Consider the following 22,242-nt stretch of genomic DNA (forward strand, 5'->3'; position numbering starts at 1 on the left):
GCGGCATCATCGCGCTTCCTGACATTCGGGACGGTGCTCGGCCTGCTGCATGTCCACGCTGCCGTCGTCCAGGCGGAGCCACGACTCGAAGCCGCGTTCTCCCCGGGTCAGCCGGATGACCCGCGCCCCGCGGGGGAATCCTTCCTTGCCGTACGTATGATAACCGGTGGCGCGGCCATAGGCGAGGCGAATGCCGTGCAGCTCCCCCCAATAGTCGTTGATGTGATCGTGGCCTACGAACGTGCCCATGACGTCCCCCATCTCCGTCATCGCCGCGAAAAAACCCGAGTTGAGCTGCGGACTGCATACGTCCTCATGCTTGCTCCCGTAGCAGACGCTGCGTTCCCACACGGCTGCGTATTCCGGGAGCGGGATATGGAAGAAGGCGAGCGCCGGCAGCGGGTTCCCGCCATTCAGCGCGGCGAGCTTGCGGGATTCGGCCGCGTACCAATCGATCTGATCCTTGCGGATCCAGCCGTAGCCCTCGACTTGGGGGAGCGGGGCGTAATCGCCGCTGTCCAGGAAATAGAGCGCTGCGGCGTCGGTCCCGTCCGGGGCCGCTACCGTCAAGACATAATTGCCGAACCCGCTGATGCCCGGCGTATGGCTCGCCAGGCCATTTTCGCGCGCCAGGAGCGCATCCAGCATCTGCGCCCGCGTCACGTTCGCCTCGGCATCGTGATTGCCGAGCACGGCCGTCCACGGGATGCCGCTCTCTTCTGCGGCCAGAACCGCCTCGCGCAGGGCCCGCCTAGGATCTTCACAATGCTCGCTGTATACGAGATCTCCCGTGAAGACGATGAGATCCGGCGCTTCCGCTTGCAGCACGAGACGCATAAGCGCTTCCGTCCGCTTGTCGTCAGCCTCCCCGTTCTGCCAGTGCAAATCGGTAAATTGCACGATCTTAAACGTTCCGTCTTCTCTATAACGCAGTCGGCTTGTCACTTCGGCTTCCCCCTGGCATAACTTCTTGGTCTCCGTCCGTACCGGCGCTCACGACCCATCGCGCATCCGGCCAAGTTCTGTGCACCGTCATCGCGGCGAGAACAATCCCTGCGGCAGCTTCGCTTCCCAAGCCTCAGGCGCTGCGAGCCCGAGCGCGTGAACGACGACGGCCGCCGTGTCCTTGATCGAGACGGCCGTCCGAAGCTCGGCGCCCGCGGCTATTCCGGGACCGAAGCAGCCCCAGTAGATCGTCTTGTCCATCGGGTGATCGCTGCCGTGGCCGTACTTGTCCGCGCCGCCGCCGCCGTGGTCGGTGACGAAGATGAGCAGGCTGTCGCCAGACAGACCCGCTTCCTCGATCGCGCGCAGGATAATGCCCGTGTTCGCATCGGTCTCCTCGATCGCCGCGATCTGACCGGGCGTATTGTAACCATGCTGGTGCCCTGCCGCATCCGGCAGATCGAGCTCGATATAGAGCAGCTTCAGGTCGGGATTGTCCCGAATGTAACCCGCTGCGGCTTGCACCAGCTCGGCGTCGTTCATCGAGACTTTGTGCACGCCGATCGCATCCTCGACGATGCCCGCGTTGATCGGCCGCCAAGCGCTGAACGCCGCCAGCTTCGCCTCGGGCCAAGCCTCCCGCGCGACCCGGAAAATCGATGGATACGGCGAGTCGGCCGGATACGTTTCCTTATCCGCCTTCTCGTTGGTCAAGCCGTGCTTGGCAGGAGACACGCCATGCATGAGCGATCCCCAGCACTCCGCGCTGATCGACGGCGACTCGGTCTGCGCCCCGAACGTGAACGTGCCCTTGGATACATAGCGATTCAGGTTCGGCGTCTTCGCTCCCTGTACGAAAGTCCCTGCGCCGTCCCATCCGATAATAAAGACTCGGTTGATTTTCTCCATCGTTATTCCTCCCCCGTCTTTTACGATCCGTGCGCGGACGATGCGACCAGGATGATCCCGGCGGCCACTGCCGCAGAAGCCGTGACGCGGCGAACGCCTTGCCGCTCCTTTAGAATGAACAGGCCGAACAGCGTGCCGAACACGATGCCGACCTCGCGTACCGGGGAGATGGCCGACACATCCGCCCTGCCCGCAGCCAGCAGGAAGAGCAGATAGGATCCAGGAGAGAGCACTGCCCCCAACCACAGCGTTCGCCATCGGTTCCTGAGGGTGCGGCGAAGGCGGCCGCGCCTGCAGGCGGCGGGCGTCAGACCCAGCAAGAAGCCGATATTGGTCACTTCCAGCAATGCCAGCGGAGAGATATGCTGCAGGTTGATCTTGTCGATCAGCGTGTATGAGGCGATGCATAGGCCTACGCACACCGCCAGCGCGATCGGCTTCCGGAATTCCCTGCCCGTGTCGCCACCCGGGGAGCGTCCGATCATGACCAGGAATCCGACGAGCATGCATCCGATACCGATCCATCCCCAGGGCGGCATGCGCTCGCCGAGCAACAGCGCGCCCGCGAGCGGGACGAGCAGCGTAGGCATCCCTCTCATGAGCGGATAGACCTGCGACAGGTCCCCCGCCTTGTAAGTCAGAGACAGCAGCACTGCATATAGCGCCTGCATGCCCAGAGAAGCTCCAAGCAGCAGCCACTCGCTTGCGGCATAGCGCGCTTGCGCCAGTTCCGCGATCAGCGACGGCAACAGGAGAACAGTGGCCGGCGCGTAGATCGCCCACAGGAAAACCGCTTTATCCTCGCTTTGCTTGGCGAACAGATTCCACAGGGCATGGGCGAGTCCGGAGCACATTACAAATATAAAAGCGATCGTCATCGTTGAACGTCACCTCCTCCTCGCTTTCTTTTCCACACATGATAACACACAAACGCACACATTCAAATAATAAAACCACATACCACACACAAACCCACAACAATAAACATACCAGGCTAGGGAAACAGCCGGCAGGGCCGGCCCAACGAAGCGCAAAAAAAGACGCTATCCGCGTTGCCCGGATAGCGTCTCCTATGCGAATCTTACTCGTATATCAATTCCAGCCCGCTCTGCCTGAACTGCTCCGCCAGCTCCCGGTCGACTCTCGAATCGGTCACGAATCGCTCGACCTCCGAGCAGGCGCACACCTTGATCAAGGAGAGCTGGCCGAACTTGCTGCTGTCTCCCAGCGCGATCGTTCGCTTGGCATTGGCAAACATAATTTTTTTCACCTGCACCTCGCCCATGCCGTTGTCCGTTATCCCCTCGGCCAGCGTCACGCCGCTCAAGCTCATGAAGAACAAATCCGCGTGGAACCGCGACGCGAACTCTTCGGCGAGATCGCCGACGACGCTCTGCTCCTGCTGGCGGATGACGCCGCCGATTAAGACGAGCGTGTAGTCCGGGACGGCGATGAGCTCCTGAACGATCGGCAGCGAATTGGTCAGCACCGTCAGCCGCTTGAACTTGGCCTTAAGCACCTTCGCCAGGGTCAGATTCGTCGTGCTCGCGTCAAGGGCGATCGACATGCCCTCCGACACGAAGCGAGCCGCGATCAGAGCAAGCTCCGTCTTCTCCTCCTGGTAGATCGATTCCCGGATCGGCAACGGAATCTCCGAGCTGTAATCCAATTCCCGCGCGATCGCGCCCCCATGAACGCGTTGCAGGCAGCCCTCGTTCTCGAGATATTCCAGATCGCGCCTGACCGTCTCGAAGGACACGCCGAACAGGTCCATCAATTCGGAAGCGCGGACCGACCGGTCGCGAGCCAGCTTGTCGACGATGGCTTGGTGTCTCTGTTGCGCGAACAACCGATCCTCTCCTTTCGGCTTCACTTCTGCATGATCGTATGCCGATCTGCGGAATTGAAGCAATCCCCCCCATTCTACACGAATCCCTGCACCTGTTTCTATAGAAAGAGCCGTCCCGCAGTCATAAATGACGGGACAGCTCTTTTAGCTCTTTTTATCGCGACATTATGCGACTGCGGGCAAGACAGCCCCGGTTCGTCCGCTCAGTGCAAATCCACGGTCTTGTTCAGATCCGAGTCCGGTCTGTCGTGACCGGTCAGCCGTTGGAACAGATGCGTGACCATCTTCATCTTGCTGCCCGTTTCCCAATATTCGGCCGTCTCGGCCCTGACCTTGATCAACACCAGATTCGGATCGTCGTACGTCGTATCGAGCAGCTTCTCGTAGGCGACGTTCCAGAACTCGCGGATCTTGGCCGGATCGCTCACCAGTTGGGCTTCGCCGCGCACGGACACGTACGATTTGCCTACGTAAGCGACGTTTACGCGCGGATCCTCCAGCAGTTCCTCGTATTTGTCGGTATCCTTGGACGTCAGGAACCAGAGATCTCCGTCGAATTCCACTTCTTGCGTCTTGAGCGGGCGCGACACCAGACCTTCGGGCGTCACCGTCGTGAGCATGGCGGTATCGATCCCCTTGATCAGGTCTCTCACCTTGTCGATCGCTTCCTGGCTGGCCGTATGAATATTTGGCATGTCCTCACCTCATCGTTTGGATTGGGCTTTTTTTTGCGCTCTCCGTATATTTAAACCGAATCGCCGCCCCTTCAACCAATTGGTCAACCATCTTCTGTAAAGCATTGACGCACGGAAAGGTTGAGGCGTAAAATAATTCTTCGGTAAGTCCATGGAAGTAGATCAGGTAAGAACAAAGGAAGAGGTTGAACCGTTTTGAATCTCAAGGCTGTCGCAATTTGCTTATATATCGCCGGCGTTTACTGGCTCTCGTCGCACATGCCAGCCATGCACGCTTTATTTTTCCCGACGCTCGGCGCTTTTAGCCTGCTTTTTATCGCGCATCCGTTTTCTCCGGGCAAACTGGGCAAAGTCTCCTTCGGCGCCATTGTTGCCGTCTTGATCGGCACGACGTTATCTTACGTGTATCCCGGCGCGCTGTCCTTGTTGATCGACTTGCTCGTCGTCATTTACCTCATCAACCGGTTTAAATGGAATGCGCCGCCGATTCTCGCCGTGTCGCTGATCCCGTTTTTCGTGCATACGGACTACATCTGGGTCATTCCGGCGTCCGTCTGCGTCTCCCTGATCGGGCTGGTGCTCACGCTGTGGATTGCCCATCATGTGGAGCGTATCATCCCTGTGCAGACCCGGCGCGCCAGCCAGGCGGAGTCCGGCTAACACCAAAAAAGCGAATCGCCCTTACTGCGGCGCATTCGCTTTTTTATATCCCCCTTGAACGGAGGCGGCATGCTTGATTTTGCATAAAGGCGAGATTTTGTTTCGGCAAGGAGAATCGGGGCCCCTGTATCATCTGAATAGCGGACTGCTCAAGATCGTTCGCCTTCATCCGGACGGCTCGCAGTATTTGGTCAACGTCATCGTGCCCGGAGAAACGATCCCCCACCACTCGCTCATCAGCCCCAAGCCATACTTCGGCACGGCCGTCGCGCTCTCCACCAGCGAGATCGACGTGCTGCCGGCCGCCGAGTGGTATCAGGAGCTGGCACAGGACCCGACGCGATACCGGAACGTGGCGCTGCTGCTGCAGGATCGGTTAAGTCTGCTGCAGCAGCGGTTCGACCATCTGACCGAGACCTCTCCCGCCGAAAAGCTTAACAAGCTCGCCGCCTGGTTCGAGACTTATATCGGGCCGGCGCCGCTCACCGACGTGCTGACGCAAGAAGAGATCGGCCAGTTCGTCGGGCTGCGCCGCGAGACGGTCAACCGGCTGCTGCGCAAACAGCAGCCGCTGCCGTAAATCCGCGTGGAGACTGCCTTGCCTCAGGCTTGAGTCGCCTCCGTCTTCGTTTCCGTCTCCTGCAAGCTGCCGGACGGTCCGAAAAACTCGAAGCGGACCCGCTCCTCGGCGATTCCCCACGTCCGCAGCGCGGCATACACCGTCTTCATGAAAGGGGTCGGTCCGCAAAAGTAGAAGCTCGCCTCCGTCGTCGGAACGACCCGCTGCAGCCAGGACAGATCGACGTAGCCTTCCTTGTGAAAAGCTCCCGTCTCCCGGTCCGATGCCGACGGACGGCTGTAGCACCAGTGCGCGGACACGCGCGGACTGCTAGCCGCGACTTCCTCCGCTTCCTGACGCAGCGCATGCGCGTCACCGCTTCGCGCCGCGTGGATGAACGCGATCTCTCGTCCGGGCTGCGCTTCCGCCGCGGCCTTCAGCATGCTTACCATCGGCGTCAGCCCTACGCCGCCGCTGATGAGCACGAGCGGCCGGGTATCCGCCCGATCCAGCACGAACTCGCCTGCCGGCGCGGACAAATGCAATACATCTCCTTCTCCAACCTGCTCGTGCAGGTAGGAAGACACTTTGCCGGAAGGCTTGCCGGGGAGCGCGTCCTCCCGTTTTACCGAGATCCGGTAATACGGCTTGCCCGGCGCATCCGACAGGCTGTATTGGCGAATATGCTTGTTCGCCTCGCCCGGAATGTCCAGCTGCACGCTGATATACTGCCCCGCCTCGAAGGATGCGACCGCCCCGCCGTCCGCCGGCACCAGATAGAACGACGTGACGACGTCGCTCTCCGCCGCCTTGCGCGCGACGCGGAACGCTCTGAAGCCCGCCCAGCCGCCGTCCTGCTTTTCAGCTTGCTCGTACATGCCTTCCTCGACTTGAATGAAGACGTTCGCGATGATGCCGTAAGCTTCCGCCCACGCCTGCAGAATATCGTCCGTCGCCGCATCGCCGAGCACGTCCTTGATCGCGCCCAGCAGATACTTGCCGACGATCGGATACTGATCGGCCGTCACGCCGAGGCTGCGGTGCTTGTGCGCGATCTGCTTGACGACCGGCAGGATCGATTCCAGCTTGTCGATATGCAGGGCTGCGGCGTAGACGACGTTGGCGAGCGCCGTCTGCTGCCTGCCTTGGCTCTGGTTGGCATGATTAAACAGGTTGAGCAGCTCCGGATGCGCAGCGAACATCGTCTTGTAAAAATGCTTGGTGATCGTCGTGCCGTGCTGCTCGAGCACGGGCACCGTGGACTTGATGATCTCTATCGTACGGGAACTCAGCATGATCGGTTCTCCTCGCTCTCATGGACTTGGGATGAACCAAGTATATAAAAGCGGGGAGCCGCGTCAGTGTGATCTCGATCACACCAATTCGCAAGGATGTGTGAAGAAGAGGCCCGGGGCCTGTCAGGCCTTTCTCAGGTAAGCGTTCAATCGTTCCGAAAACAAGAACATCGCGGCGGCCGAGAGTGCGAGATAATACGGGAATATGCCGATCGTCGAATGCGAGGCGAGAAACCCGAGCAGCGGCGGCATGAGCGTGCTGCCCGTATACGCCACGGCCATCTGGTAGCCCATGATGGACGGGGCGTGCCGCTTGCCGAACCTCACCGGCGTCTCGTGCAGCATGCACGGATAGATCGGGGCGAGGCCCAAGCCGATAATCATCAAGCCGGCGAAGGAAAAGCCCGACGGCAGCGGGAGGACCAGCAGCAGGGCGCCGGCCAGCGCCGTCGCCTGCCCGTAGCGGATGAGCGCGCGGTTGGCCAGCTTGAAGGTGACGAATCCGGTGATCAGCCGGCCGATCGTGATGCCCATATAGAACATCGACACCCATTGCGCGGCGGTCGCGGCGGACAACCCTTTGACGCTGACGAGATAACTGCTGCCCCACAGGCCGGCGGTCGATTCGACGCCGCAGTAGAACAAGAAAGAGACGAGCGCCAGCTTGACGCCTTTGACCTGCAGGGGCTTGATCGGTCCGGTCTCGGCGTCGCCGCCCGGCAGGGCTGACTCGTCCGGCGCATGCCGGGCGGACGCGCTCGCGCGGCTCCGCGCGACGCGGTCCCATAGAGGCAGCGACGCGAACAAAATGACGACAAGGACGAACTGGATCCCCGCCACGGTGAGATAGCCGTCTCTCCAGGAGCCCGAGCCCGTTCCCCCGATAAAACTCGCCATAATCATCGGTCCCAGCGTGGCGCCGACGCCCCAGAAGCAGTGCAGCCAGCTCATGTGCCGGGCTTCGTAATGCTCGGCCACGTAGTTGTTGAGCCCGGCATCGACGGAGCCGCCGCCGAGTCCGAGCGGAATGGCGAAGAGAACGAGCCAGATCAGCGAGGGCGACTGGGAAAAGCCAAACAGGGCTCCCGCGGTCATGACGCAGCTGATCGCCGCGACTTTTCCCGTGCCGAAACGCCTCAAGACGGCTCCGCTCGCCAGGCTGGATACGATGGTGCCCGCGGCGACGTTCATATAGAGGACGCCTGCGGTCCCGAGCGGCGCGTTCATGTCCGCGTGCATGACCGGCCACGACGCACCTAGCAGCGAATCGGGCAAGCCCAAGCTGATAAACGCCAGATAAATAATCAATAAAAAGAAGGTTGCCATCGCTTGCTTGCTCCTTTAAATCCGTATGCAGAAATCTGTAATTTGGAAGTCTGTATGCTGGAAGTCTTTAAGTCGCAATCATACGCTCGCGCCGGAGATCATCCGATGGAGCCCGAGGCTGCGCAGGCCGTCCAGATAATCCTGCCGCCAGTCGCTCGCGGTCAGGCGGGGCAGATGCGCCGGCGGCACGTAAGCGGCACTGCGCGTCGCAATCCGGTCCAGCACCGTCTCGCTCACCTCGTCCCGGCAAAATACGATCGTATGCGGGTTCAGAATCGCCGTGCAGGAGGCGACCATCCGGCTGACGGCATCCAGCTCCCTTTCATTCATCCGTCCCGCCGGGGACGCATGGGCGCGATCCAGCGCCTGCGTGAAGTTCCGGTCATCGTATTGCGGCAGGAAGGACACCTCTCCGGCGAAAAAGGTGCTCCCGCGCACGATGTCCCCGTTCACGAGAATGCCGGCGCCCGGTCCGTTCTGGCCGAGATACAGGTAGACGATCGACGGATTGACGTGATCGCCCTTCTTTTCGTTGAAGCCCAGGACGGCCGCGTTCATGTCGTTTTCAACGACGACCGGAATGTGGAAGCGCGCCTCCAGGAATCCTTTCAGATCGAAATCATGGAAAGCCTCGTAGCACGGAATAAATATGATTCGTCCGTTGTTGACCGATCCGGGGACCCCGACGGCCACGGCACGGATGCGAGGCTGCCGGGCAAGGATCTGCTCCATGTACGCCGCCAAGGTCTCTGCATCGCCTTCGAGCAGGCTGGACGTCGTTCCCTGTTCCTTGACTTCGCCCAGACAATTGAAGATCGAGTAATGCGTCTCGTTCTTCTCCAAAAAAAGGGCGAGTCCCAGCATATGCTCCGGATTGTACGCATACCGCTGCGCCCGGCGTCCGCCGCTCGACTCGTCGAGTCCCGCCGCAACCAGCTCCCCTTCCTTTTCCATGTCGGACAGAAACTTGCTGATCGTCGGGAAGCTGATGCCCAGCATATGGCTGAGCTCTACCTTGGTCATGCTGCCGTGCGTCAGCAGCGCGGCGCGTATGCCGCTGTAGATTAATCTGCTGCGGTCCTTGGGCGTCGCGATTCGTTCCTTCACGGGGACACCGCCTTTCGCTGCGAAGACTTATTAAAACACTTTAATAAGTAGTTTTCGCAAGTTTAACAGATGCGGCGCGCTTTGAACAGCAAAAAAAGAGGGGCTGTAGGTTCCCCTCTTGTCTCGATACGCTGATTCCGGCGCTGACGCGCGGATTGGAACGAAATAACGATGCGGGACATCGTTATTTCCGCCCGCTCCCGTCTATCCGGCATAATAGCGATGTGTCACATTCTTATTTCAGCGCCGTGGCGCGATTTGGACCAAATAACGATGCGGAACATCGTTATTTCCGACCATTCCCGTCTATCCGGCATAGTAGCGATGCGCCACATTCTTATTTCGACGCCGTGGCATGCATAGGGCAAAATTACGTTGCGCGGCAGCGATTCGCCGCGGCCTTATTTCGCCGCAACGACGACTGCCGCTTCGCTTGGACGAACCGCCAGTTTGCGATACACCTTCGCGTACACCCATACGGCGTTCGCCAGCAGCAGCGCGCCGGTCAAGCTGAACACGTACCGGAGCCCGAACCACGCCGCGACCTGGCCGCCCAGCACGGAGCCGGCAAATACGCCGAGGTAACCCGCCGCCATGGAGAAGCCGAATACCCGGCCGGTGATCTGCTGAGGCGTGATCTTTTTGAGCAATATATTGACCGAAGGCGTGAGCCCAGCGGACGTCAGTCCCAGCAAAAAACGCAGGATCATGAGCTGCCACGGCGCGGTCACGAACGCTTGAGGAATGAACAGCAAGCCTGCGATGGCGATCGATGCCAGCATGACCTTGTGCGCGCCGATCCGGTCGGACAACCTGCCTAGACGCGGAGCTGCGAAAATGTTGGCGAGTCCCGACGCCGAGAACGTAATGCCCGCGATCAGCGCGACATGGCCGGCGCCGCTGGATAGATGCGTGATATACACGGTGAGAATCGGCTCCACTGAGTACAGGGCGATCGTTAGCACGAAAAAGGTGGCGAACAGAACGAGCGTGAGACTTTTCTCGGGAACGAGGCGCCAGATTTCCTTGAACCTCAGCACCCCCTTGTCCTCGCGCTCGAACGATTCCCGCACGAACAACGCGGTCGCGACAAAAGCGACGAACAGCAGCGCGCCCGTGAAAAAAAACACGTCGCGCATCCCGAAGTTCTCTCCGATGAATCCGCCGATCGTCGGACCGAGCAGCGATCCCGCGATACTCGCCGTAGAGAGCGTTGCAAGCGCATAGCCCGCATTTTCTTTGTCCGTCTGCGTGGCAATCATCGTCGTGCAGGCCGTTCCGTAGCCCGTAATAATACCTTGCAGCAGCCGGAGCCCGATCAGCACGTATACGTTATGCGCGAACCCCATGCAACCGATGACGATCGCCATGCCGAGGCTCGCGCGCAGCAGCATCGGCTTGCGGCCGAACCGGTCCGCCGCATGCCCCCATATCGGCGAGAAGATCGCCGAGACGATAAACGTTATCCCGAATGCAAGTCCGGACAGTTGAGAAACGTATGCTTTGTCTTGGACGCCGAGATGCTGGATAAATAGCGGCAGCACCGGTGCAAGCTGACTCATGCCGATGCCCGTGACGAACATCCCGAACCAGCATACGAACAAGTTTCTTTTCCATATCGGCATAACTACTTAGCCTTCTTTCCACTGCGAGACCGGATGCCGGCACCGAGCTTCGTTAGAGCAGCCTGCTTGCCCATTCACCCACGGTCAGCACTTCCGCCTGGCGCGGAAACACCTTCTCGGTGAGCACGCGATGCACCTCGGGATCGGCATCGAGGCAGGCATCCGACAGTACGGTCAGGGTAAAATCCCTGTCTGCCGCTTCCCGCAGCGTCGACAGCACGACGCCGCTCGTCGAGACGCCGCACAGGACCAGCGAGTCGATCCCGCGTGCGCGGAGCAGGACGTCGAGTCCGCTACCAGCGAACGCGCTGACTCGAATCTTGGTGACTACCGGCTCGCCAGGCTCGGGCCGAACCTCATCTAGAATCTGCGTGCCCGCGTCCGCAACCGTCGCGCCGCCGTATTGCGCGATCCCAGCGAACATTTTGTTGCCCGGATGAACCTCGGGATACCCTTCGCGGAAGGCGAGCCGGATGTAAATGACCTGAACGCCGTGCTCGCGCGCCGCGCGAACGGCCGTCTGGAACGGCAGCCACCGCTCCTCATCCATCGCGTATCTCGCGACGATCGACTGTTGCATATCCATGACGAGCAGCGCCGTCTTGCCGGATTTTAGATCCATATTGAACACTCTCCCGCACCATGATAATATTAACCGGAGACCTCTCCACTTGATATTAAGCGGAGACCTCTCCGCTGTCAAGCGAGCCCGGATTTGCATGCAGGTGAAGGGGGAGTCCCACATGGTTGATAAAGAACAGGATGCCGTTCCGCGCCCGGAGAGGCGCGATGCCGCCGAGAACCGCCAGCGCATTCTGGATGCGGCGCTCCGGCTGTTCGACCGGCACGGCGCCGGCCAGGTCAGCATGAATCAGATCGCGACCGAAGCCCAGATCGGCCCGGGCACGCTCTATCGCCGGTACCGCAACAAAAGCGAGCTGTGCCTCGACCTGATGAAGGACAACATTGTCCTGCTTTTCGACGATATCGAAGCTTATCTAGAGACGCATCGCGCCGGTTCGCCGAGCTTGCGGCTGCGCGGCATCGTGAGCCTGTTCGTCGGTTTCCGCGAGAAAAAAAACCAGCTGCTGGCAGGCATCGAGGAGTCGCCGCCCGCAAACCGCGCCAGGCCGAGAGCGCTAAGCCCGTTATATGGGCAGCTGCATGAGATTCTGGTCGCGCAGTTCGAGGAGATGCGCGGTTCCGCGCAGAGCAACGCCGCCGCGCAAGCGACCGCCGTTTTCAGGGCGGACATGCTGCTTGTGGCGCTCAGCAGCGAATCCTACTCCGCGCAGCGCGACGTCCGCGGGCTAACTTCGGAGGAGATCGTCGAGCAGTTGTGCCTGACTTTTTTCCCGGAAGAGGGTTGACTGGGCGCGAGCGTACAAGAAGAAACGCCAGGGATAGTCGAAAGTCGCCCTGACGGTCTCTTTTTAAGGTTGGCGGATAGCCGAAGCTTGATTTGCGGGGAATACCTGTCGATGCTTCGTCCGATATCCTTTCCAATGGACCCACGGTCGTCGCTCGCTTCGATCTTTCACCGCAATGCCTGCAAATATACATCTTTTTATGCCGATATCGACCTCTTCACACACGATAAATGCAAAAAAGCAGTTAATTTCCTTCATCAGCCGAGTTTCGGACTTGCGCCTTGCATTTTCCTGCATATTTGCAGGCATTTCATCAAGTATAGCTCGTCGGCAGAAAATGCATGTGCAATTGCAGGCTTTTTAAACGACCGTACTCCAAAAACGCCGGTACGGGCATCGTGCGCTTCATTGTCCGTGAATTGCCGCCCAATTTATACATGCGAATCTTCCAAAAAAAAGCGCTCCTCCGACGGTCGGAGAGCGCTCTTGCGTATGTCCGCTATTTTGACTCCGGTACCTCTGAGACAGCCAGCATCTCCTCGAACGCCTCCGGGCTCACCGGCCTGGAATAAAGATACCCCTGTCCCACCGGGCAGCCATGCTCCATCAGTACCTGCCGTTGATGCTCGGACTCGATGCCTTCCGCGACGACGCCCAGGTTAAGGCTGAGCCCCAGGTCGATGATCGTCTTGAGCATGGACAGCTGAACGCGGTCGTCGATATCGTCGATGAAGGACTTGTCGATCTTGATCGTATCGATCGGCAGCTTCGGGATAATGAACAGCGACGAATATCCCGTGCCGAAATCGTCGATCGAGGTGCTGATCCCCATTTTTCTGAGCGCATGCAGCACGTCCGTGCTCTCCTTCACGTTTTGCATAATGCTCTCCGTGATCTCGAGCTCGAGATACGCGGCGGACAAGCCCGTGCGTCTGAGAATGCTGCGGACCGACATCAGGTACTCGCGATGCTGGAACTGACGGACCGATACGTTAACCGACACGCTGAGCGCCGGGTATCCTTTGTTCTGCCAGGCTTTGTTCTGCGCGCATGCCTGCTCCAGCACCCAGTCTCCGATGACGACGATCTGGCCGGTCTCTTCGGCGATGGGGATGAACTCCGCAGGGGAAACGACGCCGAGCTCCGGATGCTCCCAGCGAAGCAGCGCCTCCATGCCGATGATGCGCTTGGTCCGCAGGTTGACCTTCGGCTGGTAATGCAGCCTGAACTGCCGGCGCTCGATCGCCCATCTCAGCTCGTTTTCCAGCTTCATCTTGCGGGCCATGATCGCGTGCAGCTCCGTATCGTAGAAGCGGAAGCTGTTTTTGCCGCTCTCCTTCGCCAGATACATGGCCGCGTCGGCATATTTCAGCAGGTCGTCGCTCGTACAACCGTTATCCGGATAAATGCTGATGCCGATGCTGGGCGTTACGATAATTTCGATATCCTCGAAACGAAACGGCTCGCGAAATTGCCCCAGAATCCGGTCGGCGGCGGCAGCGCACCAGGAATTCGCGGCATCGGTCAGAATGACGACGAATTCGTCGCCGCCAAGCCTGTATAGCGGCGAACGGGCGCCGACGGAGCGTCTGAGCCGCTCGGCCGTCTGAACCAGGATGCGGTCCCCCGCTTGATGCCCGAGCGTATCGTTGATTACCTTGAACCTGTCGAGATCGATCAGCAGCAGGCCCGCCCGCTCCTCGGTTTTTCCGATGATCCGCTCCAGGTCCTGTTTGAAGCCGATGCGGTTCCTCAGTCCCGTGAGCGGATCGTGGTAAGCCAGATAGCGGTATTCGCCCATCAGCTTGTTCAGGACGCGCATCATGCGGAGCTGACGCCCTACGATCAGCAGGAAAAGAAGCAGCAGGCCGAAGCTGAGCGCGTTGAAGTCCCAGTGGCTGCTGAGGACGAAGAGAATGACAAGCACGGCGATGCTTGCATACGGGAAGACAGATTCCTTAATCTGCGCTTCGGGCTCGCTCTCCTGCGTCGGGTCGTCCTGCCCCCCTCCCGCATAGCGGCCGCCCAGGCCGATCAGGAGCAATGCCAGCACCCAGAGCACGTCCACGAATTGGCCGGAATGCTGCTCCTGCTGCTCAGCAAGATATGCGTAGCCGATATCGCCCACCACCTGACACAGCATGCCCCAGACGACATACAGCATCGAGCTGTTCAGCGCTCCCTGCTGAAGCAGGGAGTAGTAGAGAATGAGGGTGATCAGAAAGATGCTCAACGACGCTAAGGGATAGACGACGGAGAGCACTGTGACAAACGGAGATTCGTCGGCGATGGAGATGATCGGATTGATAACGAAGTGGATGCTGGCGCAGGTTGCCGTAACCGTAAATACGACGATATTGAATATATATCCGCCCCTGGCCGAATGGCCGTGGACAAGCCTGAACTTGCCGAACAAGGCAGCGAGGAAAAACCAATAAGCGATCAGCCAGCAAATGTAGGAAAAGACGGAATAGTCGGTAGCCGTAGAGGCCAGCTGCTTGTAGAGAAGCTGAAAATTGGACAGCGTGTTGAACATCAAGCCGACGCCGAGCAGCAGCCAGAAGCTCCGGCGCTTGCCGACCGATCGCAAGCCGGTCCCCAGCGTCCAACAAGCGCCGATGACGCCTGCCGTAATCTGCAAAATGTTGGAGCCCAAGACGCGCATCCATTCGTCATCCCAGTAAATTAAATACCAGCATCCGATGGCAGCAGCGAATCCGCCCAGCAAAAATAAAGGCAAGCGTCCAGAACTTAACATAGTAATCCCTCACGATGACTAGAATTGGGCGGCGATACACTCGAGGAAATACGTATTAGGTAATCGATTTGCAAAAAGCGTAAAACAAAAAGCTATTTCCCACGGAAATAACCTTTTGTACGGTAGATTTTCCTTGGCAGCCCGGCGACCGTAGTTTCCCTTAGGCCCGTAGCTTTGCGTCCTCGCCTTTCGGCGAGTTTGCCTTTTTCATACCTATTCAACTGGTTATATACTATCATCTTTGCCCCCAAATACATAGAACTTTTTTCCTATAAAAGAAAAAATTCCGCTTTCTCCATGATAGGCGGATGACAATACGCAGCGCGGATTTTTCTCATATGATGTGGTATGAACGGAGGGGAGCAGCTTTGAGCAAACCCGGAGTATCCATCGTAGCCTGCACGAACCGTCCCGATTTTTTTGCCAACGTGCTGGACAATTATATGCGGCAGCGTTATAGGCACAAGCAAATGATCGTCATCGTCAACAAAGACGGTGTCGATATGAAGGCGCTGCGCCGGCAAGCGGCCCGCTGCCCGGACGTCGCCGTCTACAGAGTCCCCGAGAGAATTTCTCTGGGCCAATGCCTCAACTGCGGCATCTCCAGAGCCAAGTATCCGTTAATCGCGAAGTTCGATCATGACGACTACTATTCCCCTTATTATCTGAACGAACAGGTACAGGCGCTCCTGCGGACCGGCAGCTCAGTCGTCGGCAAGCACGCCTGCCTCGTCTACCTCGCCGCGAACCGCCGGCTGATCGTCCGTTCTCCCGCCGAGCGGCATCGCTTCATGAACTTCGTTCAAGGGGGCACGATCCTGTTCCGCCGGCGCGTGCTGAAAGACGTGCGGTTCGCCGATATTTCCTTGGGCGAGGACGTGCGGTTCCTGCGAAGCTGCCAGAGAAAGGGGCATAAAGTGTACGCGACCTCGCCTTACAACTATGTCTATGTCCGCCGCAAGGACAAAAGGACGCATACGTGGAAGGTGAAAGACCGTTACTATCTGAAAGGAAGCACGCCCGTCGCGGTGACGGACCGGTATCGTTCCTACGCGATCCGGAAGGCTTGAGCGTTGGCGGCGGATTGCGGTAAAACCTTAACCGCCCCGGCGGACGTTGTTGCGGGGATAATAGCGATGCGGCGCATTCTTATTTGCCCGGACAGACGCGGTTGCGGGGATATAACGATGCGACGCATTCTTATTTGCCCGGACAGACGCGGTTGCGGGGATATAACGATGCGGCGCATTCTTATTTGCCCGGACAGTCACAGGTGCGCGACGATCCTGTTCAGCAAATCAGGCCATCCCTTCCGGGATGGCCTGATTCAATGCCGGGTACCGGCGCATTATGCCGTTTTTCCCTGTGGTGCCGGCGTATTACGCCGTCTTTGCCTGCGCTTCCGGCGCGGGCAGCGCCGTGCGCCGGCGGTGGTGCAGCACGACGTAGAACAATACCGACAACAACGCGATCGATCCCGCGCCCGCGTACATCATGCGATAGTCCGAGACGGAAGCGATCATGCCCATGAAGTAGGAGCCTACGCCGTAGCCGAGATCGAACATGAGGAAAAACGTGCCTGTCGCGCTGCCTCTCCGGTGCTCGGGCGCCAGCTTGATCGCCAGCGTCTGGAAGCAGGGCAGGAGCGCCCCGTAACCGATGCCCATCGCGGCGCCGGTCAGCAGCACGGCCGCGGCGGAGTGCGCCTGGCCGAGTATAATCATCCCGATCGCGAACAACGCGATACCGGGATAATACAGGTAATGCTCCTTGTACCTGTCGAACACGCGCCCGATGACGGGACGGGAAGCGACGATCATCACCGCGAACACGACAAAAAACAAAGCCGTAACATGCGTCTGGTGAATCTCCTCGGTAAAGGCCGCGAAGAAACCGGACAGCGAGCTGTACGCGAACGATACGACGAACCCGACGATCGAGATCGGCAACGCCTTCGGCTCGATCACGTCGCTCCATTGAAGGCTCCCCTTCTTCGGTCCGGCATCCGCCGCCACAGTAGCGGCGGGCCGCGCCAGCTCCGGCTTGGTTCCCGTCACCCGCATCCACAGCGCGAACGCGAGCGACAACGCCGCGATGACGCATACCGCGAGCAGCAGGACGTTGACGTTTTTGTCCTTCCACAGCCATAGGCCGAGCGCCGGTCCGATCGCCATCGCGATGCTCATGAACATGCTATAGTAACCGACGCCCTCCCCCTGCCGGGTACGGGGAATGAGCGAAGTGGCGGCCGCGCTCGAAGCGGTCGAGGCCACGGCATAGCTGACCCCGTGCACAAGACGCACCGCGAGGAACAGCAGCATCCCTTTTGCGCCGAAATAAGCGATACAAGCGGCCAGAAAAATAGCCAAGCCGATCACCGTCATCCGCTTTTTGCCGAACCGGTCGGCCCACATGCCGGACAATGGCCTGCCCAGCACGCCTCCGACGACATAGATCGTAATCGCAAGGCCCATCTGCTGCTGATTGCCGTGCATGCTGTCCTTCACGTATAGCGGGAAGGCCGTGGCCAATATATAAAACGTCAAAAACATAAAAAAGCTGCTCAAACAAACGACGACAAAATCCCTCGTCCAGATTTTCTCTTTGATCACAGCGGAACGCTCTCCAATCTCCTGATAAAGCTTCTCTAGTGTGCAAACATTATAATCCCGGCAGATTCATCATGTATAATACTAATTTTATGATAGATTAATCACATGAAAGCTATATAAGGAGCGTGATGATTCGGTGGAGTTTTTGCAGCTCAAGTATTTTCAGGCCGTGGCGAGGCTCGAGCATATTACGAAGGCCGCCAAGGAGCTGAGCGTCTCCCAGCCCTCGCTGAGCAATGCGATCGGGCGGCTCGAGAAGCGGCTCGGCGTGCCGCTGTTCGTGCGCCAGGGCCGGCAGGTCAAGCTCAATGCGTTCGGCAAAACGTACCTAAGACGCGTCGAGCAGGCGTTTCTCGAACTGGAGGAGGGCGAGCGCGAGCTGGCGGACATGGCTGGCCCCGACCACGGCGTCGTCTCGATCTCGGTGACCCTGCCTTATGTGCTGCCGACGCTGCTCAAGGACTTTCTGACCGCGCATCCGCACGTCCGCATCATCCAGCATCAGCTCGGCTCCGTGCTTGAGATGAAGACGAAGCTGGCGAATGCCGACATCGACTTCTGCATCTCCTCGACGCCCATCGCAGGTCCGGATATCGAGTGGCTGACGCTAGCGGAAGAGGAGCTGTGCCTGACCGTGCCCAAGCGGCACCGGTTCGCCGGACGGGAGCGCATCGCGCTCGCCGAGGCGTCCGACGAGCCTTTTATCGCGCTGTCGCCAAGGTCCAACTTCCGGGAGATTACGGACAGCTTCTGCCGTCAGGCCGGCTTCGAGCCGCATGTCGCCTTCGAGCTCGAAGAAGTGAGCGCGATCCAGACGCTCGTCGAGATGGGGCTCGGGATCACCTTCACCCTGCCGCTCTCGCTCGGCAACCGGGCCTCGAGCCCGGACACCGTCCAGGTGAAGATTAAGGAGCCGATCTGCCGGCGGACGTTCGGCATCGCCTGGAACAAAAAGCATTATCTGTCCGAAGCCGCCGTGCATTTTCGGCAGTTCGCGATCCAGTTTTTCGGGAAGCTGTAGCCGAACGCAAAAAAACGACCGCTCCGGCGAGAGCGATCGTTGATTGATTCAAGTATGCGGGAGAGATATCCAGGACCCTGCTGCAGGCGCGCCGATGGGACCCAGAATACGCTATTCGTCCAAGTAAGCGCCTAACACGCCACGCATCGGACAGCGAATCTGTTATTCGTACGCAGATGTCTGGAAATCCCCGGTTTCAGCCGCGTTAACGTACCGTATGTCCGCCATCTTGCCGATAGAATTGGTTTCTGAGTAGATAACGGATCGTGAGTCCACGTATGCGCGACCGTAGTTCTCTACCAGCAATGACCCCTCGCCAAGAAAAGCAACTATAGCGTCCTACCGAGCGCCTCCACCAGGTCGGGCCGGAAAGCGGTGCCCGAAAGCTTGCGGATCTCCTCGTAGGCCTCCGTTCGGGACATCGCCCGTCTATAGGAGCGCTCCGTCGTCATCGCCAGGAACACCTCCGCGAGTCCTAGCATCTGGGAAAGCATCGGGATCCGGTCCTCCTTGAGGCGGTAAGGATAGCCGGTGCCGTCCACCCGCTCGTGATGGTAAAGGAAGGCCGTCTGGATCCCGGCGAAGCCCGGCACGCCCTCGCACAGCTCTTTGGCCATGAAGCAATGCTCCTTGACGATCTCGAGCTCAAACTCGGACAGCTTGCCTTCCTTTTCGAACATATAGTCCGGCAGCTTCACCCGGCTGACGAAGTGCATCAGCGACAGCAGCTCGATCTCCCAGTCCCGATCGCCCTCGCAGCCGCATTCCGCATAGAGCGCCTTCATGAGCGCGCTCATCCGTTCAATCTCCGCGCGCGAGGTCTGCGTCTTGCGCTCTCCGACGGAAATGAAGCATTGCAGCATGTTGACCAGCTGCTGCCGCTGCTGCCGCAGAGCCCGCGCTTCCGACTGCCGATCGCGCTGGCGGCGCGCCGTCAGAACGATCGCGCCGAGGACGACGCTTCCCATGGCAAGCGATATGCGCGAGACGGCGGACAGGACGTCATCGCCGGTTTCCAGCCCGCCGCCGGGCCACCCCAGGTAAGCCGCGGCGGCGAACGAAGGCAAATAGACGATCATGCAGCCGGCGTATGCCTTCGCGCCCGTCAGCAAGCTCGCAACGACGGGCAGCAAGACAAGCGGCACCCAGGACGGTCCGGGCCAAGGCGGGGCATATGCGGCGGCAGCGACCGCCAGCAGCGTGACGAGCAGCAGCGAGATAAGCCTGACGGCCTTGCCGTCCCGCCCGCCGAGACCCAAGCCATAATACGCGCTCCAAGCCAGAACGGCGAGACATCCCGATACGACCGCGTAAGTCATCGACTCGCCGTCTCCCCGGACGACGGCGTCCGCGAATCCTGCCAGTGCCGCCAAGGATTTCATGCATCCGGCTAAAGCCAGGATTAGCCGGTGAACCGGCAGCATGACCAGTCTATGGAGTCTCACGCGCATCCCTCCCGGCGCCGAACGCATTCTCTTTTGTTTGAAAAAAGACGCGCCCTGCCATGACTTGTTCGATAATCGCCAGAATTTCCTCGGGATCCGTATCCTTCATCAGGTAGCCGTCCACGCCCGCCCCGGCGGCCAGATAAATATCCTCGCAATCGTCGTAAGCCGTCAGAACGACGACTTTAATCGCAGGATCGCCATCCTTCAGACGTTTGGCGACCTCGATGACGGGCAGGCCCGGCATTTTCAAATCCGTAACCATCAGCGACGGGCGCAGTTCCACGGCCAGCGCGAGCGCCTCGTCTCCATTGGCTGCCTGCCCGATCACGCGATAAATGCCGCTGCCGTTCAGCAGCATATACAGCCCTTTCCGCGCGCTGTCGCGGTCGTCCGCGATCACGACGCTATGCATGCGCCATGCTCCTCTCCCGCGGAATCGCGGCCATAATCGTCGTTCCCGCCGGATCGCCCGCTTCGATCGAGAACGTGCCGTTCAACCCCTTGATGCGGCTTGCCATGCCCCGCAGGCCGTGCTTGCCCGCAGCCGCCGATTCGGCATCCTGCCGGAATCCCTTGCCGTCGTCCTCGACGAGGATCGTCCACTGGACGCTCGTCACTTCCAGCCGGACCCGGAGCCTGCCGGCTTCGGCATGCTTGATCACGTTGTTCGCGGCTTCCTCGATAAAATGATAGATCGTCTCCTCGAGCTCGATCCGCTCCTGAGGCGCTCTGCCGGCGTTCTCGAAGACGAGCGTCACCCCCGTCCGGTCCGTGATCCGCCGCAGCATCTTCTCGACGGCGTCCAGCAGGTTGAACCTCCGCTTCTCGCCCTTCAGCTCCTCGATCAATCCGCGGATGTCGCGATGGCTATCCTTGACCTTCTTCTCGATCGCCGTCACCAGACCAAGCGCTTGGCCTGCATCGTCCTTCTGAAGCGCGCTTCTCAGCTGGTACAGCTGCACCGAGCAAAAAAACAGCTCCTGCGCGATGCCGTCGTGAATCTTCTGGGCGACGGCGCTCCGCTCCGCGGCGATCGCATGGTCGCGCAAAGTCCCGAGCCGCAGGTTCAGGTCGTAGTCGGCTTCGAACTTCATCATCGCCAGCTGGATATACACCTTGTGAAGCACCGAGAGCCCCTCCTGCTCCGCCTCGATCAGGAGCCACCCGTATGCGTCGCCGCGCCGGTCGCGAAGCGTGCGGACATACGTCGAGGACGTCTCTCCGAGCGGCGTGACGATCTCTGCGTATGCCTTGTCGGCGGCGGGCGGATCCTGGGCGATCGTATTCGCGTAATACGCATGGATCCAGCTCGGATCCGGATCGCTGCCGACGGATGCGCCGACGCACAGCCATACGCCCTGCCTGCCAAGCAGCCGCTTGAGCAGATCTTCGGCATGGCGGGCCGCGGCCCATGGTCCCGCATCCGTGACCGCAGACCGGCCGGAGGCATAGATTGCGGTTAATTTTCGCAGATGGGCGGTCCAGCCCTTGCGCACGGCATGAACGATAATCGCCGACGCATAGAAGAGGAGGATATAGGTGAAATAAGCCGGCCGAGCCGACGCGTATTCGTTCGCCGTCGTCCCGCCAAGCAGTGCGAGCGGCACGGGAAGCGCGATCAGATAGAGCAGCGTCGCCGCGTAAAACGCAGTCCAGCGCATAAGCGGCTTAAGCAGCGCGAGGCCTGACAGGCTATAAAAGACGAACGGCCCGGACAAGCCTCCCGCGGCATGCAACAAAATCGGCTGAAAAAGGAGATCTGCGCATACGGCGGCGGCCGCCACGCGACTCTTGGGCTTGCCGAGCCACAGGCAGCCGCCGAGCGCCTGCAGGAGCACGGCAGCGCCGATCATGGCCGCGCTGCCGGATTCGGCCTGGCCGGCGTATAAGATCAGACCGATCGCAAACAGGGTCCACCTGATGCCTAGCGCGAGGTAGATCCCTAATTTCCCATATACCGACATGATTAAATTTACTCCCAGAAAATTCCGATTGTTTATAGTCAAATAGTCTCTATTAAGCTACAATGGTAACAAGTGTATGAGTAGGCTTAAATAACTAGA

Annotated in this window: 20 protein-coding genes and 1 riboswitch; of the genes, 5 read left to right on the forward strand and 15 right to left on the reverse strand. The window is 59.5% G+C overall.

The window, feature by feature from the left end:
• Positions 1-6: 6 nt before the first annotated feature.
• From ACFOTD_RS07365 to ACFOTD_RS07385, 5 genes are all read right to left on the reverse strand, one after another.
• On the reverse strand, positions 7-945 hold the full coding sequence (locus ACFOTD_RS07365; protein WP_378117241.1) for a metallophosphoesterase family protein: 939 nt from the start codon (positions 943-945) through the stop codon (positions 7-9).
• An 87-nt stretch (positions 946-1,032) separates the two neighbouring features.
• A complete protein-coding gene (locus ACFOTD_RS07370; RefSeq protein WP_378117243.1) occupies positions 1,033-1,854 on the reverse strand; it encodes an alkaline phosphatase family protein in 822 nt (273 codons plus the stop codon).
• 20 nt (positions 1,855-1,874) lie between these two features.
• Entirely contained in the window at positions 1,875-2,732 is an 858-nt protein-coding gene (locus tag ACFOTD_RS07375) for a DMT family transporter (protein ID WP_378117245.1), read from the reverse strand.
• A gap of 203 nt (positions 2,733-2,935) precedes the next feature.
• On the reverse strand, positions 2,936-3,703 hold the full coding sequence (locus ACFOTD_RS07380) for a DeoR/GlpR family DNA-binding transcription regulator (RefSeq protein WP_378117247.1): 768 nt from the start codon (positions 3,701-3,703) through the stop codon (positions 2,936-2,938).
• A 203-nt stretch (positions 3,704-3,906) separates the two neighbouring features.
• Positions 3,907-4,398: a pyridoxamine 5'-phosphate oxidase family protein gene (locus ACFOTD_RS07385; protein ID WP_378117249.1), complete on the reverse strand. Its 492-nt coding sequence runs from the start codon at positions 4,396-4,398 to the stop codon at positions 3,907-3,909.
• Positions 4,399-4,593: 195 nt separating this feature from the next.
• On the opposite strand from ACFOTD_RS07385, the gene ACFOTD_RS07390 reads away from it, so the two are divergent.
• Both ACFOTD_RS07390 and ACFOTD_RS07395 read left to right on the forward strand, forming a co-directional pair.
• Entirely contained in the window at positions 4,594-5,058 is a 465-nt protein-coding gene (locus tag ACFOTD_RS07390; RefSeq protein WP_378117251.1) for a hypothetical protein, read from the forward strand.
• A gap of 73 nt (positions 5,059-5,131) precedes the next feature.
• Positions 5,132-5,638 carry a Crp/Fnr family transcriptional regulator gene (locus ACFOTD_RS07395; RefSeq protein ID WP_378117253.1) on the forward strand — a complete coding sequence of 169 codons (507 nt, stop codon included), beginning with the start codon at positions 5,132-5,134 and terminating at the stop codon, positions 5,636-5,638.
• 23 nt (positions 5,639-5,661) lie between these two features.
• Here ACFOTD_RS07395 and hmpA read toward each other — a convergent pair whose 3' ends face one another.
• The 5 genes from hmpA to ACFOTD_RS07420 all read right to left on the reverse strand — a co-directional run bounded on the left by hmpA (position 5,662) and on the right by ACFOTD_RS07420 (position 11,592).
• Complete coding sequence (gene hmpA, locus ACFOTD_RS07400; RefSeq protein WP_378117255.1) at positions 5,662-6,912, reverse strand: NO-inducible flavohemoprotein; 1,251 nt, start codon at positions 6,910-6,912, stop codon at positions 5,662-5,664.
• 123 nt (positions 6,913-7,035) lie between these two features.
• Positions 7,036-8,238 carry an MFS transporter gene (locus ACFOTD_RS07405; RefSeq protein WP_378117257.1) on the reverse strand — a complete coding sequence of 401 codons (1,203 nt, stop codon included), beginning with the start codon at positions 8,236-8,238 and terminating at the stop codon, positions 7,036-7,038.
• A gap of 78 nt (positions 8,239-8,316) precedes the next feature.
• The gene (locus tag ACFOTD_RS07410; RefSeq protein ID WP_378117259.1) at positions 8,317-9,345 is read right to left on the reverse strand and encodes an ROK family transcriptional regulator; all 1,029 of its coding nucleotides are present in this window, start codon (positions 9,343-9,345) and stop codon (positions 8,317-8,319) included.
• Positions 9,346-9,746: 401 nt separating this feature from the next.
• The gene (locus ACFOTD_RS07415; protein ID WP_378117261.1) at positions 9,747-10,970 is read right to left on the reverse strand and encodes a multidrug efflux MFS transporter; all 1,224 of its coding nucleotides are present in this window, start codon (positions 10,968-10,970) and stop codon (positions 9,747-9,749) included.
• Positions 10,971-11,022: 52 nt separating this feature from the next.
• A complete protein-coding gene (locus ACFOTD_RS07420) occupies positions 11,023-11,592 on the reverse strand; it encodes a cysteine hydrolase family protein (protein ID WP_378117263.1) in 570 nt (189 codons plus the stop codon).
• 121 nt (positions 11,593-11,713) lie between these two features.
• Between ACFOTD_RS07420 and ACFOTD_RS07425 the strand changes: the two genes are divergently transcribed.
• Positions 11,714-12,340 carry a TetR/AcrR family transcriptional regulator gene (locus tag ACFOTD_RS07425; protein WP_378117264.1) on the forward strand — a complete coding sequence of 209 codons (627 nt, stop codon included), beginning with the start codon at positions 11,714-11,716 and terminating at the stop codon, positions 12,338-12,340.
• Between the two features lie 499 nt (positions 12,341-12,839).
• On the opposite strand, the gene ACFOTD_RS07430 is transcribed toward ACFOTD_RS07425, so the two are convergent.
• Positions 12,840-15,005: a putative bifunctional diguanylate cyclase/phosphodiesterase gene (locus tag ACFOTD_RS07430; RefSeq protein WP_378117266.1), complete on the reverse strand. Its 2,166-nt coding sequence runs from the start codon at positions 15,003-15,005 to the stop codon at positions 12,840-12,842.
• Between the two features lie 225 nt (positions 15,006-15,230).
• A riboswitch (cyclic di-GMP riboswitch) is annotated at positions 15,231-15,311 on the reverse strand.
• A 155-nt stretch (positions 15,312-15,466) separates the two neighbouring features.
• Here ACFOTD_RS07430 and ACFOTD_RS07435 point away from each other — a divergent pair.
• A complete protein-coding gene (locus ACFOTD_RS07435; RefSeq protein WP_378117268.1) occupies positions 15,467-16,168 on the forward strand; it encodes a glycosyltransferase family 2 protein in 702 nt (233 codons plus the stop codon).
• A gap of 309 nt (positions 16,169-16,477) precedes the next feature.
• On the opposite strand, the gene ACFOTD_RS07440 is transcribed toward ACFOTD_RS07435, so the two are convergent.
• Positions 16,478-17,710 (reverse strand): MFS transporter, encoded by a 1,233-nt coding sequence (locus tag ACFOTD_RS07440; protein WP_378117270.1) that lies wholly within the window; start codon positions 17,708-17,710, stop codon positions 16,478-16,480.
• 136 nt (positions 17,711-17,846) lie between these two features.
• Here ACFOTD_RS07440 and ACFOTD_RS07445 point away from each other — a divergent pair, with 136 nt between their 5' ends.
• Positions 17,847-18,731, forward strand: coding sequence for a LysR family transcriptional regulator (locus ACFOTD_RS07445; protein ID WP_378117272.1), 885 nt, complete (start codon positions 17,847-17,849; stop codon positions 18,729-18,731).
• A gap of 329 nt (positions 18,732-19,060) precedes the next feature.
• On the opposite strand, the gene ACFOTD_RS07450 is transcribed toward ACFOTD_RS07445, so the two are convergent.
• Genes ACFOTD_RS07450 through ACFOTD_RS07460 form a run of 3 tightly spaced genes read right to left on the reverse strand, consistent with a single transcriptional unit; the run spans position 19,061 to position 22,143 of the window.
• Positions 19,061-20,176 (reverse strand): HD-GYP domain-containing protein, encoded by a 1,116-nt coding sequence (locus ACFOTD_RS07450; RefSeq protein ID WP_378117274.1) that lies wholly within the window; start codon positions 20,174-20,176, stop codon positions 19,061-19,063.
• Positions 20,163-20,591, reverse strand: coding sequence for a response regulator (locus tag ACFOTD_RS07455; protein WP_378117275.1), 429 nt, complete (start codon positions 20,589-20,591; stop codon positions 20,163-20,165). Before ACFOTD_RS07455 ends, ACFOTD_RS07450 begins: the two co-directional genes overlap by 14 nt.
• Complete coding sequence (locus tag ACFOTD_RS07460) at positions 20,584-22,143, reverse strand: sensor histidine kinase (protein ID WP_378117277.1); 1,560 nt, start codon at positions 22,141-22,143, stop codon at positions 20,584-20,586. Before ACFOTD_RS07460 ends, ACFOTD_RS07455 begins: the two co-directional genes overlap by 8 nt.
• Positions 22,144-22,242 lie beyond the last annotated feature (99 nt).

The organism is Cohnella sp. GCM10012308 (genome assembly GCF_042649185.1).
Taxonomy (GTDB): domain Bacteria; phylum Bacillota; class Bacilli; order Paenibacillales; family Paenibacillaceae; genus Cohnella.

Bases quoted from the DNA above. Each gene is read 5' to 3' on its own strand.
- ACFOTD_RS07430 (WP_378117266.1), bottom strand. From the start codon at position 15,005: ATGCGCGTCTTGGGCTCCAACATTTTGCAGATTACGGCAGGCGTCATC.
- ACFOTD_RS07415 (WP_378117261.1), bottom strand. From the start codon at position 10,970: ATGCCGATATGGAAAAGAAACTTGTTCGTATGCTGGTTCGGGATGTTC.
- ACFOTD_RS07405 (WP_378117257.1), bottom strand. From the start codon at position 8,238: ATGGCAACCTTCTTTTTATTGATTATTTATCTGGCGTTTATCAGCTTG.
- ACFOTD_RS07455 (WP_378117275.1), bottom strand. From the start codon at position 20,591: ATGCATAGCGTCGTGATCGCGGACGACCGCGACAGCGCGCGGAAAGGG.
- ACFOTD_RS07375 (WP_378117245.1), bottom strand. From the start codon at position 2,732: ATGACGATCGCTTTTATATTTGTAATGTGCTCCGGACTCGCCCATGCC.
- ACFOTD_RS07460 (WP_378117277.1), bottom strand. From the start codon at position 22,143: ATGTCGGTATATGGGAAATTAGGGATCTACCTCGCGCTAGGCATCAGG.
- ACFOTD_RS07425 (WP_378117264.1), top strand. From the start codon at position 11,714: ATGGTTGATAAAGAACAGGATGCCGTTCCGCGCCCGGAGAGGCGCGAT.
- ACFOTD_RS07370 (WP_378117243.1), bottom strand. From the start codon at position 1,854: ATGGAGAAAATCAACCGAGTCTTTATTATCGGATGGGACGGCGCAGGG.
- ACFOTD_RS07385 (WP_378117249.1), bottom strand. From the start codon at position 4,398: ATGCCAAATATTCATACGGCCAGCCAGGAAGCGATCGACAAGGTGAGA.
- hmpA (WP_378117255.1), bottom strand. From the start codon at position 6,912: ATGCTGAGTTCCCGTACGATAGAGATCATCAAGTCCACGGTGCCCGTG.
- ACFOTD_RS07420 (WP_378117263.1), bottom strand. From the start codon at position 11,592: ATGGATCTAAAATCCGGCAAGACGGCGCTGCTCGTCATGGATATGCAA.